The organism is uncultured Sneathiella sp. (assembly GCF_963973085.1).
GTDB lineage: Bacteria > Pseudomonadota > Alphaproteobacteria > Sneathiellales > Sneathiellaceae > Sneathiella.
The window spans coordinates 118,428-134,458 of the sequence record NZ_CAXAXA010000004.1 but is presented as its reverse complement, the minus strand read 5'-3'; the positions used below and the strand labels follow the sequence as shown (position 1 = coordinate 134,458).

Here is a 16,031-nt window from a genome sequence, read left to right as displayed (position 1 = left end):
TCCGTCGCCAAAAAATGGATCGGTCGTACCTGATTTGCTCTCAGGCTGTTATTATTCTTATCACGGTTCCAAAAAAGCCCGAATTATCGTGTTGGATGTCGGATCAGTATTTGACAGATCATGGCTTGACCTTTACGTTAACGTCAAGTTCAAATCTGGTAACCTGAAAGAGGATTATACTAGAGACAGAGACGGTTGTAGTTCAATCCCGAAAGGAAAAGAAAGATGGCGACGCTGGAAGAAATTACTGAGGGCATGCGAGACCGCGTTGGAGAGGATTGCGGTCTGGACGCAACGTTGAAATTTGATTTCAATGATGATGGCGTTATTTTTCTGGATGCGGAGACGGTCCCGAACGTGATTTCCAACGAAGACAAGGAAGCGGATTGTACGATTACGATCACGAAGGAAAATTTTGAGTCGCTTGCAAAAGGGGAGCTCGATCCGACAACGGCCTTCATGATGGGAAAATTGAAGATTGCCGGCAACATGGGCATTGCCATGAAGTTGCAGAGCGTCTTTTCCTGATCGTCTTTGAAAAAATGCGCTTTGAGGCAAAGTTTTTCTGTACCTTTTGCCTCCGACCCATTATGTAGGGCGCTTCGAATTTTAGTTACAAGCGAGTGGAGCTAGTCACATGACAGCGAGATCAGCACGGAATGGCCGCAACCAAGGCGGCAAAAGCCGTAAAAAAGGTGGTGGCGGTAGCGGAACCGGCCTGACAAAGAACAGCCGGTCCAATCAGCAACGCGCTGCACGCAAAGTGAACATGAAAGCACATGGTCGCCATGCGGCCCGTCGTCTGCTGAAAAAAGTACAGGCGGCAACGCGCGCCGCAGCTTAGGGCATTTGGTAAATGAGATAGGGCGGCTCCAGGCTTACTGGGGCCGCCTTTCTTTTTGCGATTCCGTTAATAATAAAATTTGTGGTTCGCGATAGATTTCATGAGTTCGTTTACACTGCGCGCGCGAGGCAAGCTGTTCTTCGGCGGATTGAACCACAAGGGATGCTATTGAGGTCGGGGTCAGATTCCTGATTCGGATCATTTTGCGCTCCGTTTATTGCGAATGATTACTATTATTAATTATTCACAATAAGGCCGTCAATAGTTTTTAAGAATGATTCGCAATAAAGAGAGCTGAATTAAAGCCGCCGCTAAAGCTGGTCAATCGCAATATATCGCTCGCCCACATTCTCAAATCCGGCCTCGAACGACCAGCCATCGCGCTCGGCCGCAATTACGATATTGGCGCAGGCGCGACTGTCGGAAAGCGCGTTATGATGATCGAGCTCCAGCCCCAGGAAATGCGCGACGTTAGGAAGTTTGGTGGGGCGCACATCCCACATACGACGTGCAAGTTGAACCGTACAGATGAAAACAGTTTGCGGTAGTTCAAGGCTATATCGCTGACAGCAATTCTTCAGGACCCTCGAATCAAAGCCTGAGTTGTGAGCCGCAAGAAAGTCCACGCCTTGAAGCCAGGGCTCAATTTCAGGCCACAGCGATCCGAAATCTGGCGCCTCCGCCACGTCTTCCCATGTCATGCCGTGAATATGGGTGAAATAAAACTCTGGACTCGGCGGGCGGATAAGAAGCGCTTTCTCGCGAGCAATTTTTCCGTTCTCCACCCGAACCAGGCCGATCGCACAGGCACTATCGGCAGCGTTGTTGGCAGTTTCAAAATCGATTGCTAGAAAACTGCTCATACCGCGCTAAAGACTCCTCCGGCTTGTGGGTTCGCGTTACGCTTCCGCCTTTTTCCGGGCCTCATGCTTCAGCCGCTCTTCTTCCACAAGCTCCTTCTTGGAAAGCTTGCCGACAAGGGTTTTTGGAAGTTCAGGGCGGAACTCGACGGCGGCAGGCAGTTCATGTTTGCCTAGCTTGTCACTCAGGAATTCACGAAGTTCTTCGAGCGAGAATTCCTTGCCGCTCGGGGACAGTTTGATAAAGGCTTTTGCCGCTTCGCCCCGATAGTCATCCGCAATACCAATAACTGTAACCTCGGCCACCGATGGATGCTCGAAAATGGCTTCTTCGATAATGCGGGGGTACACATTGAAGCCGCCGGATGTAATCATGTCTTTTGTCCGGTCGACAATATGCATATAGCCGTCTTCATCAAGATAACCGGTATCGCCTGTCAGGAAGAAATCATCCACAAAGCTTTCCGCCGTTACATCAGGCTTGTTCCAATAACCTTTCATGATATTGGGGCCTTTGATGGCAATCTCTCCGATCTCACCCATCGGCATGACCTTGTTTTTGTCGTCCACATCCAATATTCGGATTTCAATACCGGGGAGGGGGACACCAGCGGCTCCGGCAACCCGCTTATCCGTCATGGGGGTAGATGTGCCGGAAGGGGAAGTTTCCGTCATACCCCAACCTTCAAGCAGACGACACCCTGTCACGCGTTGAAACTTGTCCTGAACATCAACGGGCAAGGGCGCGCCCCCGGAGGCGCAGAACTTAAGGGAGGAAAGGTCAAATTTTGCAATGTCCGGATGATTGGCAATCGCCATATACATGGTTGGAACGCCCGGAAAAACAGTGGGCTTTTTCTTGCTCAAATCCTTCATTACCGCATCCAGCTCGAACTTTGGATGCAGGATGATTTCCGAGCCACCGGCAATGCCGAAATTCATGATCACCGTTAGCGCATATATATGGAAGAGCGGCAGTACGGCCAGCACCTTCTCAGTTCCATCAACAAGGACGGGTTCATCGCCCTGCTGCATGGCCCTAAGCTGCTGGCACGCGGCGATCAGGTTTTTATGGGTAAGCATTGCGCCTTTCGGCAATCCAGTCGTCCCGCCAGTATATTGCAGAACCGCAACTTTCTCGGAGGGATTTGCAACAGGCGCGGCCTCGCCTTTCCCATCATTGGCCAATAGCTGCTTGAAGGTGATATGCTGGTCATCTTCGGGAACTTTAGAAATTTCCTTTGATTTTACGATCGGATAGAGGAAGTTTTTCGGGAACGGAAGCACTTCCTTCAGGCAGCCGACAATAATCTTTTTCAGCCGGGTTTCCTTCAACATACCTGCAATCTTCGGGTAAAGGACTTCCAGATCCAAAGTAACCATGAAATCTGTATGGCTATCGCCGATCTTGTGGCGTAACTCACGCTCAGCATCAAGCGGCGAGTAATTAACGACAGTCCCGCCAGCTTTCAGTATCCCAAAGAAGCAGACCATGTAATGTGGGGTGTTCGGCAGGTAAAGGCCAACATGCACGCCTTCCTTCACGCCTAGTTCGCGAAATCCCTTTGCGGCCCGGTCGACCATATCATCCAGTTCCGCATAGGTGATGCGTTTGTCCATGAAATCGATAGCGTAATTGTCCGGCCATTTTTTTACCGCTTCATCAAGAAGGGCATATACCGGTTTCTCCTCGATCTCGATTTCCCATTTTACCCCTTTGGGGTAAGATTTCTCCCACAGAAAGTCTGACATGGTTTTCCCCTGAACATTATATTCGTCCCTGTTTTATGCAGGTTACGTTGCAAAGGGGAGTGGGGTCAATGGAAACCGTATGTGGAGATTTCATTCTCAGGATGCGGTAAATCCATCTGGACCTGCGCCGCAAATAATCACTCCCACATTCGCATCGCAGGCGGCTTTGAAACGATTGGATCGCAAGGCTGCAATCGCGGCGGCGGCGGAGAGCTCAACCCCGAGCCCGGCGGTTTCCCAAAGCCACTCGGCGGCACTTTTCATTTCAGGGTCCGTTACCAGAACAATATCATCGACGAGTTCTGAAATGATCCGAAAGTTAATCTCCGCTGACCGGCGCGGAGCGAGCGTTCCTGCGTTTGTCTCAATTTTTTCAAGTGTGACGAGCGTACCCGCGTCAATGCTTTCTTTCAACGTCGGGGCGCCAACCGCCTCGACCCCGATAACCTTTATGTCCGGCTTCAGGGTTTTCACGGCTGTTGCGACGCCTGAAATTAGACCGCCTCCGCCAATGGCGACCAGAAGAACGTCCAGTTCCGGCGCATCTTGGAGGATTTCCATACCGAGCGTTCCCTGGCCGGCTAGAACACGGACATCGGCAAAGGGATGAATATAGCACTTTCCTTCCTCCGCTGCGGCCAATGCTAAGGCATTCGCGTCATCCCAGACGGCCCCTTTGACCACCACCTCGGTCGCTATTTTCCGCAATTTATCAATTTTTGATTGCGGCGTGTTTTCAGGCAGATATATCGTTGTCGGAGTGTCCGTAATTGCGCCTGCCGTTGCAACCCCCATACCGTGATTGCCACCTGAAGCGGTTACAAGGCCGCGCTTTAATTCCTCATCAGCCAGGCTCAGAACTGTATTCAACGCTCCGCGTATCTTGAAGGAGCCGGAAAGTTGCAGATTTTCAAGTTTAGCGAATATCTGAAGCCCATTGTCGAGTTTCAGGTCCATCTGCGGGGTTCGGCGAATGTATGAGGAAATTCTCTGCTGGGCTGCTTTAATATCCGCATAAGTGAATTGTGTTGTCATGACCTGTTATTTTCCAATGATTTTCCATATCCCGTCGGCAGCCAGAATACGTTGATCACCAACATGTAATTCACCGCGAACGAATATAACGGCGAGACCTTTTTTGCTAATTTTCGAACGCGCCTCTATCCAGTCTCCCGGCTTGGCGGACGCGACGAAATCGCTGTTGAGCGTGATTGTCGCACAGCGTTTTTTATCAACGGAAATCCATACATTCTGACCCATCGCCTCATCGAGAAAGCTTAACAGCATACCGCCATGAACAATGCCGTTACTATTGGCATGGCTCTCATCGGCAAGGAATCCAAAGATCGTGCTGCCGCCTTCAGACTTCGTATATAGGGGGCCGATTTTTTCCGTATAAGGGCCGCGCGATTCGTAAGGGCGAAAGCCCTTAGGTATGGGGGAGGAAGTCATTCAGGAAGTCTCATCTCAGTAAATTTCGGCAAGTATGGCGAATATCTGAGATTGCGCAAGTATGTTACGCCGAGAGGGAATATTTCGAGATCGGGTATTTTGGCGGGCAGTTGATTGCGCCCTGCATATATTATTTGGTGAGAAGGACGAAGTATATTCGTCCTTCAAAAGGCTCGATCCAGTGATAGGCTAGTTTGGTCATTCAATCTTTTGACCGGTCGAAGCCATTCCGCTCGGCGTTTTCAATGCATTCTTCTTTTTCTGCATACCCTTGTGTCGAAGCTCCGACAATCCGGCCATTAGAGGCGGTTCTCCGCCAACGCCATTTATGATGTTTTTCATTGTGGTCCTGATAAAATTCCCACTTATCTCTATCGCCTTTATCTGTCATTCTGTTCTCCATCGTCTAACAACTGGTTAGTAGACGTTGCGGGATTGTTTTTGTGAGGGAAAACAGGGCAATTCCAACTATTCTCAACTTGAACCCGGGATGCTGGATGAAAACCGTCGTTATAGAAACCGATAAAATCTATGTGCCAAGCAAGACGCGGAAACTTTTGAACCCGGCGCGTGTGGACGAGCTGGCGGAAGACATCCTCGAAAATGGCCAAAAATCGCCAATTCAGGTTCGCTTGGGACAGGATCGATATGTCCTTATCGAGGGACAGCACCGGCTGGAAGCAATAAAGGCATTGGGGGAAAAGAACATTGATGCCATAATCGTTCAGGCACGGCGGCACTAACTTTTCTCAACCGCCCGCATTCTCCATCAGGCGCCGATAGAACTGAATTATTTCTGCGTAATTTTCTATAATAATCCGCTCGTTGGTGCCATGTACGCGGGCTAAATCCTCGGGTCCGAAGCGCATCGGGATAAAGCGATAGTTATTCTCGGCAATGTCCTCGTAATGCTTGCTGTCAGACCCGGCCAGCATTAACCCCGGGGATATCAGAACATCGGGGAGGGTTTCACGGATTGTACGCTCAATCAACTGATATCCCTCAGCTTCCTTGCTGGAAATGCGGGAGGCTTCATTCCCCTGCTTCGTCGTTATTTCGATATCCGGATCGTCAACGACATGCCTGACGTGGTCGATGACGTCCTGAATGCTCGTGCCCGGTAAAAGCCGAAAATTTATCGTTGCCGTCGCCTTGGAAGGAAGCACATTATCTTTCGTTCCGCCTTCAGCAATGGTCACCGCCGTCGTGGTCCGTACCATGGCATTTGTAGCCCCGCCCTTGCCAAGTTCGTTGACCAGGACCGGGTCGAGCAGCCAGCGGTTCGATATGATGGCCTTAAGTGGCAGCGACATATGCGGCGCCAAAGTATCGAACATATCCGAGGCCGGGCTTCCCAAGCTTGCAGGAAGACGGTTTTCCTCGATCCGGGCAATGGCACGGGCGAGCTTTCCAATGGCGGTCGTTCGCGGTGGAATAGAAGAATGGCCGCCTTCCGTCGTTGCTGTGAGCTGGAGTGTCAGATACCCTTTCTCCGCAAGGGCGATGAAGGCAATCGGTGCGTCAATGCCCGGCATTAACCCTTGCACGATGACCATGCCTTCATCGAGGGTGAAGGCCAGTCTGGCGCCCCGGCTTTTCAGAAGCGCGGCTATTTCCGCAGCGCCATTCTCGCCGCCCACCTCTTCATCATGACCAAAGGCGAAATAAAGGGTGCGCTTCGGTTTGAAACCAGCGGCAAGCTGCTGTTCGGCCGCTTCCAGTATGGCAAAGACGGATAATTTATCATCGAGAGTGCCGCGACCCCAGACTGCTCCGTCCTTAATTGCGCCAGAGAAGGGCTCTTCCTGCCAATCAGATTCCGTGCCGGGTTCTATGGGGACCACGTCCATATGCCCCATCAGAAGGGCCGGAGCCAGCGACGGGTCGCTTCCCTCCCATGTATAGAGAAGGCTGTGACCATTCACGACCTCGCGCTTTAATGATTGATGAACGAGCGGGAAAGAGGCGTTGATCAGTATGTGCAGCCTGTCGAATTCAGCGACGGCAACCGGGCTGTCCCGATCTAAGGAAATTGTTTTGATCCGGACGGCTTCCCCAAGGCGCGCCGCCGCGGCATCGACATCAAAGGAAGACATTTCAACCGGGTCGACGGCGACCATATCTGGCGTGTTGGTAAAGGTTTTAAAGGCAAGGACACCCAACAGGATGACAAGGATAATGATCAAACCAAGGAAAATTTTCTTGAACATATCTTTTGGCCTCCGCCGGATTTTTGAGCTGTTATCCTTTCCTTGCAAGGTGCAGGATGCTAAATATAAAGGCAAATAAAAAAAGGGAGCGGAATGATGGCCGGGGAAGATCGCAGAAAGGCAATTTCAAAGACCGTCGACAGAATTCGAAACCGGGCGACCAATCAGGAAATGACCCCCGAGATATTGAGCGACATCAAGGATGATCTGATCGGACTTGCTCGGCGCCGGGATTTATTTTCACTTGAGGATTTCCCGCCGCCGGAAGCCGATTCAAAGCGACGGAGCTGTCTCTATCGCCTATCCGAAGATGAGGACCATGGCTTTGCTTTATATCTGAATGTTGCTAGCGGCGATGTGAACGCGCCGCCTCATGACCATACCACCTGGGCCGTCATCGTCGGAATCGATGGGCAGGAGGAAAACCGCTTTTATAAAAAAGTGCCGGACGGTGTGGAACAGATAGACAGCAAGATGGTGGAACCGGGAAAGGGAGTCGCCATCATGACTGGGGAATTCCATACGATCCATATAAACGCAGGAAAACCGGTCATGAATTTCCATATGTACGGTCGGGGTCTCGAACAACTCCATGAGAGAAAATTCTGGAATGAGCGCAAGCGCGAATGGAACATCTTTCCGGCGCATACGGATATCCGCGAGGCACGGCATTGAGTTTCGATAAAATCTCCCCGGCAGCGCTGCACCGGATCATGAAGGAAGAGGAAGGCGAATACGCCTTGATTGACGTTCGGGAGCAGGGGGTTCATTCAGAAGGGCATCCTTTTTTTGCCGTTCCACTGCCGTTAAGCCATCTGGAACTGAAAGCGCCGCGATTGTTGCCGCGCCGTTCCGTGCAGATTTATGTTCTTGATCAGGGTCCGGAGCTTCCGCTGGCGGAACGGGCAGCCGCAAAACTTGCGGAGCTTGGATACAACAGGATATCTTTGGTTGAGGGCGGGGTGGTCGGCTGGCATGATGGAGGCTTGGAGTTGTTTACAGGCGTGAATGTTCCGAGCAAGGCCTTCGGTGAATTCGTAGAAGAAGCGTGCGGAACGCCTCATGTAACCGCAGGCGCGCTTGCGGCGCGGTGTGCATCGGGTGAAGACATTGTCATTCTGGATAGCCGCCCCTTTCCTGAGTTCCACCGTATGTCTATACCGGGCGGCATTGATATGCCGGGCGCCGAATTGGTGCACCGGGTATATGAGACTGTCCCGGACGAGGAAACCCAGATTGTCGTCAATTGCGCTGGTCGAACGCGAAGTATTATCGGAGCGCAATCCCTGATAAATGCGGGCATAAAAAATCCGGTTTCGGCGCTGAAAGACGGTACTATGGGCTGGTATCTGGCCGATTTGGACCTCGCTCACCGAGAAGATACCGTTGCGCCCCCTCCGGGACCAGACGCGCTCGCAAAAAGCCAGAAAGCGGCGCAAGAGGTTGCGGAGCGGTTTGGCGTAAAGCAAATCGGACTTGCGGAATTCCAGGCCCTGAAAAATGAGACGCAGGACCGCAGTCTGTATGTTCTTGATGTTCGGGGCGAGGACGAATATCGCGCGGGTCACTTGCCGTGGGCCTACCACGCACCGGGGGGGCAACTGGTGCAGGCGACGGATGAATATGTCGCTGTTCGCAACAGCCGACTTGTCCTTGTGGATGATGACGCAGTCAGGGGGATTATGACGGCGTCCTGGCTTGTCCAGATGAACTGGCCCGAGGTATATGTGCTGACCCTGCCAGCCTCGGAGATGACTGAACAGGAGGTTTTTCCGGCGATCGATATCGCGTGCGCCCAAACCCTTTCACCCTATGAATTGGATGCGGTGCTTTCCTCCGGAGAGCCGGTCGCTGTAATTGATCTTGCCACGTCCCTTGAGTATCGAGGTGGGCATGTCCCGGGAGCGTTCTGGGCGATCCGGTCACGACTGGAGGAAGACCATATCTTTATCCCGGCTGTCGGATTGATCATCCTGACGTCGCGTGATGGAGATCTGGCGCATTTGGCCGCCCCCGAAGTAGAGAAGCTTCGCCCAGATACAATTGTTCGCGTACTGGAAGGCGGTACTGAAGCCTGGGCCGCGGCGTCACTCGCATTGGAAAGCGGTGATACTCGTCTTTTAAGCAAGACAGATGACGTCTGGTACAAACCATACGATACAAACGACAAGGATGCTGTCCGGCGCCGGATGGAGGCCTATCTGACATGGGAGGTTGGCCTTGTCCAGCAGGTGAAGCGTGACGGACTGGCCCGATTCCACCTTCTCTGAGGTTGTTTCCTTCTGAAATATGTGGAATTGCCTGAAAATGACGCAAGGTAACGCTTGCCTGATCCTGACCGAAACGACATATTGAACGGCAAACTTGCAATAGGGAAAAACCCGCCCTAGCATAGGCAGGAAATGGGCAGTTAAGAAACCCATAAGAATAATGGAGAACAGGGATGGATTTATCATTTAGTAAAGAAGATCTCGCGTTTCGAGATGAGGTGCGGGAGTTTCTTGCGTCTTCACTGCCGGCGGATGTGAAAGATCGCTGTGACCGGGGGCTGCATCCTACAAAGGAAGGGCAGATCAGGTGGCAGAAGATTCTCAATGAGAAAGGTTGGATGGCGCCGAACTGGCCAAAGGAATATGGCGGTACCGGCTGGACCATTACCCAGAAGTATATTGCTTCTCACGAATTCGGACATGCGGCGGCGCCGATTGCGCTCCCGTTTGGCGTCAGCATGGTTGGCCCGGTGATATATACCTTCGGCAATCAGGAACAGAAGGATAAATACCTGCCGCGCATCCTCAATTCCGATGATTGGTGGTGTCAGGGCTATTCGGAGCCGGGGTCGGGTTCAGATCTTGCATCACTCCAGACGAGGGCGGTACGGGACGGTGACCATTATGTCGTCAATGGCCAGAAAATCTGGACGTCTTTTGCGCAACACGCGGATATGATTTTCTGCCTTGTCCGTACGGATAGCAGCGCAAAACAACAGGAAGGAATTTCCTTCCTCCTTATCGATATGAAAACACCGGGCATCACGGTGAAACCGATCATTGGGCTGGACAAGGAACACAGTCTGAACGAGGTCTTTTTTGATGATGTGCGGGTTCCGGTCGAAAATCGCATTGGAGAAGAGAACAAGGGCTGGACATATGCCAAGTTCCTACTTGGCAATGAGCGTACGGGGATCGCCCGTGTCGCCCGGTCAAAACGTCAGGTGGAGCGTTTGCGCGAGATCGCCGGGCTGGAGCGTAGCGGCGGTAAACCGCTTGCGGAAGATCAGGACTTCATGAACAAGCTGACGCGAATTGAAGTAGACCTGATGGCCGTCGAGTATACCGAGCTGAGGTATCTCTCGATGATTGCTAACGGCAAGGCGCTGACGGCGGAACCGTCATTGCTGAAAATCAAGGGAACTGAAATCCAGCAACGGCTAACGAGCCTGCTGGTTGAATCTCTCGGGATGTACGGGGCGCCATATGAGGCAGAGCGGGCCTATGAAGGCCGCAACGAAGCCCCTGTCGGACCCGATTATGCACACGGGCCGATGGCTGAGCATTTGTACCTTCGCGCTGCCACTATTTATGGCGGCAGTAATGAAATTCAACGTAATATCGTCTCTAAAATGGTTCTGGGATTATAAGGATAACAATAAGATGGATTTTGAACTTTCAGACGAACAGAACATGCTCAAGGATAGTGTTGAGCGGTTTGTGAAGGATAACTATTCACCGGAATCCCGGGCCAAGCTTGCGGATACGGAACTTGGTTTCAGCAAGGATCACTGGAAGAAAATGGCGGAACTCGGTTGGCTGGGCCTGCCCTTTTCAGAAGACGTGGGCGGCTTTGGCGGAACCGCGGTTGAAACGGCTATCATGATGGAAAATATGGGTAGCGGTCTGGTGCTGGAGCCGTTCCTGAGCACAGTAATCATGGGCGGCGGCCTTATTGCGGAAGCTGGCAGCAAAAGCCAGATAGAAGCAATCATTCCGGAGGTGATTGAAGGCAATATGATGCTCGCCTTCGCCTATGCAGAGCCGCAATCACGCTTTGACCTTAATGACGTAGAAACGAGTGCCAGAAAATCCGGTGATGGCTATGTTCTGAACGGCCACAAATCCGTTGTCTACCATGTGACGACGGCAGATAAAATTATTGTTTCCGCCCGCACCAGTGGCGGTTCACGTGATGAGGCCGGCATCTCTCTCTTTATTGTTGATAACAACGCCAGCGGCCTTACGCGCCGTGATTACCGGACAATTGACGGACAACGCGCGGCAGATATCAAGCTGGATAATGTAAAAGTCGGCACTGACGCTCTGCTTGGTGATGAAGGCGGCGCTTATCCTGTTATCAAGAATGTTACGGACCGCACCATAGCGGCGCTATGCGCGGAAGCAGTCGGCGCTATGCGGACGGCGAACAATATTACGAACGAATACATCAAGGAGCGTAAGCAATTCGGTACGCCGATTGGCAAGTTTCAGGTGCTACAGCACCGGATGGTCGATATGTATATGGAGGCGGAACAGTCCAAATCCATGTCCGACATGCTGGCGATGAAACTGGAACTCGATGATGAGGATGAGCGACGCAAAGCTGTCGCGGCGGCGAAGGCGCAAATCGGCCAGGCCGCAAAATTCATCGGGGAGCAATCCATCCAGCTTCACGGCGGCATGGGCATGACCGATGAATATTCAATCGGCCATTATTTCAAGCGCCTGACAACAATTGAGATGCTGTTCGGCAATACGGACTATCATTTCAAGCAATATGCGGCCCTAGCGTCCTAAATACCTTAAGACGACAGCGCTGATTTATCAAACCGGAAGGGCATTGCTGGTCTTCCGGTTTTTCTATTTATGGACGGCTTCCTTGAAATGCAGACGGCAGAGGGCAACGTAGCGGTCGTTGCCGCCGATTTCCTTTTGTGCGCCTTCTCTAGCAGGTTTTCCATCTTCGTTCACGCGGATAACCATGGTTGCCTTTTTCCCGCAATGGCAGATAGTCTTGAGTTCCCGGAGTTCATCCGCCCAGGCAAGAAGATACTGGCTTCCTTCAAAGAGGTTTCCCTGAAAATCCGTTCTCAGGCCATAGGCGAGAACCGGGATCTTGAGCTTGTCCGTAATTTCGGTGAGCTCAAATACCTGCTCTTTTGAGAGAAACTGTGCCTCGTCAATCATGACACAATCAATAGGGTGTTGCTTTGCTTCTGACTCCACTATTTCATACAGGTTGGTATCAGAAGAAAATAGTTGTGCTTCCGCTTGAAGACCAATGCGAGACGAAATTTTACCAACGCCATAGCGGTCATCAATCGCCGCCGTAAACAGAAAGGGACGCATTCCGCGCTCCTGATAGTTGAAGCTCGATTGCAGTAATGTCGTCGATTTTCCGGCATTCATGGTGGAGTAGTTGAAATAAAGTTTAGCCATGACATTCTCTAATTCAAAAATCTGTCCAAGGGACCGGTTGCCGCGTATAGGGTAGATAAAGCGGATGGCCGGGTAATCCCTTCGCGGTCAGGGACAGGATATGCGGCGTTATAGCATGTTTTCTGAGAAGCTGTCGCACGGCATCATGCCGGCCCATATGATTCCCGTGACCACCCCAGGCACAGATAACCAGATCCGCATTCCTGGCGGCGTCTATCAGCATGGCATCGTTGTCAGGCCCGATTGGGCGGGCATATTTCATCAACTCCTTCGGATCCGTTGCCCGGTAGGCAAAGATGTTAACGACTTCAATTGCGGAGAAACCCATGTCGACGGCGCGGCGATGGCACCTTTCAATGGTCGGATCATTGTGAGTGGCGTCAGCAGTCGACGGATTTAACATGATAAAGGCAACAGACCGGCCTTCCCCCCATCGCCGCCAGAGACGATAACGGTAGTTGTCGCAGGGGCTGAAATCTGCCCCCGACTGTCTAAAGAATTCAGCTTCCATCAGCCGCGGGAAAGGGAACGCCGTTCGTTCCTGCTTTCCAGATTTCACGTTTCTGCATCACATCGCGAAATCGTGGGGACGAGAGCATTTCGTCAAGCCAGCGTCGCAGGTTTGGGTAAGGCGCCTTTTCAAACCAGCCAATGTCGGAATTCGCAAACTGCCGGATAAAGGGAAATATTGCTATATCCGCGAGAGTGGGGTGATCAGTCACCAGATATGGTTGATTGCGGAGGCGCTGCTCCAGCGTTTCAAGAAACATCTCACCATCTCTTCGATATTCTTCCCGGGATTTCTCGGGAAAGCGCACGTGATACTTATACCGGTCCAGGTTAGACTTGAAGGGCCCGTCATTCTCAGCGATCAGCATAAAAATTTCTTTCTCGACGGAGGTGCCTTCGGGGAGCCATCCTTCAGGGTCACTTTGTGCCAATGCCCAAAGCATGATATCGAGGCTCTCGTCAATCACCATGCCGTCCGCGCATTTTAAGACGGGCACAGTCGCCTTCGGGCTTGCCGCGATCATGTCTTGCGGCTTGTCTTTGAGCAGTATGTTACGCAGTTCGACAGCTACACCGGAACTGGCGATTGCCATTCTGGCCCGAATGGCGTAAGGGCACCGCCGAAAGCTGTAGAGGATCGGCAGAGGAAGTTCTTCCGGGGATTCGGATAATTCGGACATGTCAGTAATTCAGATATTGCGATAGACCAAGCGCCATCGTCGCATCATATCGATTTTCGAGGTTTTTACCAGCGAAGCCGGTTAACGCGGCGTCGCATGGCTGCCCGCAAAGTTTCTTTGCGGTCGAAATCGATGTCCAGAACGGGCTCTTCTTCCGGAAATTCAAAATCTGGGATATCGAGGGAGCTTTCGTCCCCCGCCTCATACCATTCCGCCGTTTCCTGCTCAGGCGGGTCGGACGGACGCAGGTCGACAACATCCACCGTTTTTCTTTCACGTGGTTTCGATTGAGGACGATCCCGTGTTGGCGATTTCAGGATATCAATCTCCTCAGGTGCGAGTTCCGGTGAAATCCTGTAATCTGCTGCGGCATTTTTACTTTGTCGCTTGAATTCTGTTGCCTTTTTTTCAGTTTTTCTTGTGCCCTTGGCATCAAAGCGCATTGCCGGTGCAGGCTCCCCGAATTCTATGGGCTCATGGTATGTTTCGTATATTTCCATCTTTGGCGGAGGTGAATAATTTTGCTGATGAGAGTGGTTTCGATAACGCGCTTTTTCGCGCTTATGTTGCCACTCCCGTCCCGTAGACTGAGGCTTTTCAAACAACGGGGTGTGGGTTTGAAGATAGGGCAGCTGTGTTTCAACGCGCTCTACAAGTGTCAACATGGCGTCTTTCAGGCGTTTGTTCCTGTTGCGCAATTGCTGGTTTTCAGCAAGCAATGCCCGTTCGCGCGCCGAGACAAGGTCGGTCTGGCTGAAGAGGGGTCTTCCACGGTTATGCCGAGCGAAACTCATCTGATACGCTTTTTCAGTCCTGTCTTCGAATGATTGACGCAACCTCAATATCGGTAAACCGATAAAACCCAATTTTCTGCTGCTGCAACGATTTTAACGATTAAATGGTCATGAAACCACCGAAAAACAAAGATTTATGGTTAATTTCAGGCTATTTTTCATAAAAAATTATATAATTTTCGAATAGGTGTAAAAAAATGCCCCGAGAACGCCTGCGCATACCTGGGAATTTGAAAATTTCAATGAAATAGTACAAATTTATCAGCGAGTTATGGTTAACTCGAATCGGTCAATTGGCGTGCATTAGATCTGTCAATGTTGCTGCCTATTTCTGCGCAATGATATCTTCCATCCTGCAATTGCCGCGGGGATATGTCGTTTCAATCTGGCAAAGCTTGTTCATATCGACGACATAATTGCCCTTGCAATTATTGAAGCTCAGCCAGCCCTGATAATTATATTCTTCGCCAGCCTCGCTCTCTGAAATATAATAGGTCAGATACTCGATTTTAGAAATATTGCTTCGGTTAATCTTGGCCCTGTCTATTGCCTGCTCGACAACCGGCTTGCAATCTTCCGGGCCATAGGCGGCGATGCTGGCAGGTAGATAGTCCTTATCTCCTGTACAAGATGAGACGGCAAAAAAAGTTACGCCGCAAATTGCCAGCTTTTGAATATATTGCATCTTACCACCTGCATATTGGCTATTGTTGGGTTATTCCGCTACAGAAAACGGTCAATATATAAATTTCATGTATCGTACTATATCTGCTAGTCAACGGTTTTCGTATGAACTAACCAAGTATTAGTCGGTTAAACGGATATCTATAGGGGCCAGCCCGGTGATTTCCCCGATGATGTGATCTCCGAGAACAAGCGGGCCGACACCGGCGGGCGTTCCGGTATATATTAGATCGCCGGCTGCCAGGGAGAAGGATCCTGACAGGATTGAGATAACTTCGTCAATCGACCAGATCAGATCAGAAATTGTTCCCGATTGCCGGATTTCGCCATTCACGGAGAGCGAGATACTCTCCTGCTCAATATCTGTGATGTCGCTGATCGGCGTTATTGCAGCGCATGGGGCGGATTGATCAAACGCCTTCCCACTGTCCCAGGGGCGGCCCTTTTCTTTGGCAATGTTTTGCAAGTCGCGGCGGGTCAGGTCGATGCCGACGGCGTATCCGAAAATATGCTCTCGTGCCTTCTCCTTCGGGATGTTCTCGCCGGACTTTCCGATAGCGATGACCAGTTCGACCTCATGGTGCAGGTCTTTGGTGAGCTTTGGGTAGGAAATCTCGGTACCACTATCGACAACGGCATCGGCGGGCTTCGTGAAGAAGAAAGGAAGTTCGCGGTCCGGATCGCCGCCCATTTCGCGCGTATGTTCCGCATAGTTTCGCCCAACACAAAATATGCGTCGTACGGGAAAACGAAGGTCGGTCTTAACGACGGCGACGGAGGGTGTTTTAATCGGGTCAATGACAAATGCCATAG

General features: G+C 51.4%; 19 protein-coding genes. 7 read left to right on the top strand and 12 right to left on the bottom strand.

The annotated features are described in order from the left end of the window. Positions 1 to 225: 225 nt before the first annotated feature. Positions 226 to 528 carry an SCP2 sterol-binding domain-containing protein gene (locus tag AACZ19_RS11335; protein ID WP_339633994.1) on the top strand — a complete coding sequence of 101 codons (303 nt, stop codon included), beginning with the start codon at positions 226 to 228 and terminating at the stop codon, positions 526 to 528. 109 nt (positions 529 to 637) lie between these two features. Next, entirely contained in the window at positions 638 to 844 is a 207-nt protein-coding gene (locus tag AACZ19_RS11330; RefSeq protein ID WP_339633993.1) for a hypothetical protein, read from the top strand. A gap of 311 nt (positions 845 to 1,155) precedes the next feature. Here the strand turns inward: AACZ19_RS11330 and AACZ19_RS11325 are convergent, their stop codons facing one another. The 5 genes from AACZ19_RS11325 to AACZ19_RS11305 all read right to left on the bottom strand — a co-directional run bounded on the left by AACZ19_RS11325 (position 1,156) and on the right by AACZ19_RS11305 (position 5,299). Further along, on the bottom strand, positions 1,156 to 1,707 hold the full coding sequence (locus AACZ19_RS11325) for a 3'-5' exonuclease (protein WP_339633992.1): 552 nt from the start codon (positions 1,705 to 1,707) through the stop codon (positions 1,156 to 1,158). 36 nt (positions 1,708 to 1,743) lie between these two features. After that, a complete protein-coding gene (locus AACZ19_RS11320) occupies positions 1,744 to 3,456 on the bottom strand; it encodes a long-chain fatty acid--CoA ligase (protein ID WP_339633990.1) in 1,713 nt (570 codons plus the stop codon). 96 nt (positions 3,457 to 3,552) lie between these two features. Continuing rightward, entirely contained in the window at positions 3,553 to 4,491 is a 939-nt protein-coding gene (locus tag AACZ19_RS11315) for a threonine/serine dehydratase (protein ID WP_339633988.1), read from the bottom strand. A gap of 6 nt (positions 4,492 to 4,497) precedes the next feature. After that, complete coding sequence (locus AACZ19_RS11310; protein ID WP_339633986.1) at positions 4,498 to 4,908, bottom strand: PaaI family thioesterase; 411 nt, start codon at positions 4,906 to 4,908, stop codon at positions 4,498 to 4,500. Positions 4,909 to 5,110: 202 nt separating this feature from the next. Next, positions 5,111 to 5,299: a DUF1508 domain-containing protein gene (locus AACZ19_RS11305; protein WP_339633984.1), complete on the bottom strand. Its 189-nt coding sequence runs from the start codon at positions 5,297 to 5,299 to the stop codon at positions 5,111 to 5,113. A 106-nt stretch (positions 5,300 to 5,405) separates the two neighbouring features. Here AACZ19_RS11305 and AACZ19_RS11300 point away from each other — a divergent pair, with 106 nt between their 5' ends. Further along, on the top strand, positions 5,406 to 5,651 hold the full coding sequence (locus AACZ19_RS11300; protein WP_339633982.1) for a ParB N-terminal domain-containing protein: 246 nt from the start codon (positions 5,406 to 5,408) through the stop codon (positions 5,649 to 5,651). Positions 5,652 to 5,657: 6 nt separating this feature from the next. Here AACZ19_RS11300 and AACZ19_RS11295 read toward each other — a convergent pair whose 3' ends face one another. After that, positions 5,658 to 7,118 (bottom strand): M20 family peptidase, encoded by a 1,461-nt coding sequence (locus tag AACZ19_RS11295; RefSeq protein WP_339633980.1) that lies wholly within the window; start codon positions 7,116 to 7,118, stop codon positions 5,658 to 5,660. Between the two features lie 93 nt (positions 7,119 to 7,211). Between AACZ19_RS11295 and AACZ19_RS11290 the strand changes: the two genes are divergently transcribed. From AACZ19_RS11290 to AACZ19_RS11275, 4 genes are all read left to right on the top strand, one after another. Continuing rightward, the gene (locus tag AACZ19_RS11290) at positions 7,212 to 7,793 is read left to right on the top strand and encodes a hypothetical protein (protein WP_339633977.1); all 582 of its coding nucleotides are present in this window, start codon (positions 7,212 to 7,214) and stop codon (positions 7,791 to 7,793) included. Further along, positions 7,745 to 9,388: a rhodanese-like domain-containing protein gene (locus tag AACZ19_RS11285; RefSeq protein WP_339633975.1), complete on the top strand. Its 1,644-nt coding sequence runs from the start codon at positions 7,745 to 7,747 to the stop codon at positions 9,386 to 9,388. Before AACZ19_RS11290 ends, AACZ19_RS11285 begins: the two co-directional genes overlap by 49 nt. Positions 9,389 to 9,561: 173 nt before the next feature. Continuing rightward, positions 9,562 to 10,758, top strand: coding sequence for an acyl-CoA dehydrogenase family protein (locus tag AACZ19_RS11280; protein ID WP_339633973.1), 1,197 nt, complete (start codon positions 9,562 to 9,564; stop codon positions 10,756 to 10,758). Between the two features lie 13 nt (positions 10,759 to 10,771). Further along, the gene (locus tag AACZ19_RS11275; protein WP_339633971.1) at positions 10,772 to 11,908 is read left to right on the top strand and encodes an acyl-CoA dehydrogenase family protein; all 1,137 of its coding nucleotides are present in this window, start codon (positions 10,772 to 10,774) and stop codon (positions 11,906 to 11,908) included. 63 nt (positions 11,909 to 11,971) lie between these two features. Here the strand turns inward: AACZ19_RS11275 and AACZ19_RS11270 are convergent, their stop codons facing one another. The 6 genes from AACZ19_RS11270 to AACZ19_RS11245 all read right to left on the bottom strand — a co-directional run bounded on the left by AACZ19_RS11270 (position 11,972) and on the right by AACZ19_RS11245 (position 16,029). Continuing rightward, positions 11,972 to 12,550, bottom strand: a complete 579-nt coding sequence (locus AACZ19_RS11270) for a thymidine kinase (protein WP_339633969.1) — start codon at positions 12,548 to 12,550, stop codon at positions 11,972 to 11,974. A gap of 13 nt (positions 12,551 to 12,563) precedes the next feature. After that, the gene (locus AACZ19_RS11265) at positions 12,564 to 13,061 is read right to left on the bottom strand and encodes a DUF1643 domain-containing protein (protein ID WP_339633967.1); all 498 of its coding nucleotides are present in this window, start codon (positions 13,059 to 13,061) and stop codon (positions 12,564 to 12,566) included. Then, positions 13,051 to 13,740 carry a glutathione S-transferase gene (locus AACZ19_RS11260; RefSeq protein WP_339633965.1) on the bottom strand — a complete coding sequence of 230 codons (690 nt, stop codon included), beginning with the start codon at positions 13,738 to 13,740 and terminating at the stop codon, positions 13,051 to 13,053. Before AACZ19_RS11260 ends, AACZ19_RS11265 begins: the two co-directional genes overlap by 11 nt. A gap of 65 nt (positions 13,741 to 13,805) precedes the next feature. Beyond that, entirely contained in the window at positions 13,806 to 14,534 is a 729-nt protein-coding gene (locus AACZ19_RS11255) for a hypothetical protein (RefSeq protein WP_339633963.1), read from the bottom strand. Positions 14,535 to 14,859: 325 nt separating this feature from the next. Further along, positions 14,860 to 15,219 carry a hypothetical protein gene (locus AACZ19_RS11250; protein WP_339633961.1) on the bottom strand — a complete coding sequence of 120 codons (360 nt, stop codon included), beginning with the start codon at positions 15,217 to 15,219 and terminating at the stop codon, positions 14,860 to 14,862. 120 nt (positions 15,220 to 15,339) lie between these two features. Then, a complete protein-coding gene (locus AACZ19_RS11245; RefSeq protein WP_339633959.1) occupies positions 15,340 to 16,029 on the bottom strand; it encodes a fumarylacetoacetate hydrolase family protein in 690 nt (229 codons plus the stop codon). Between the last annotated feature and the right edge of the window lie 2 nt (positions 16,030 to 16,031).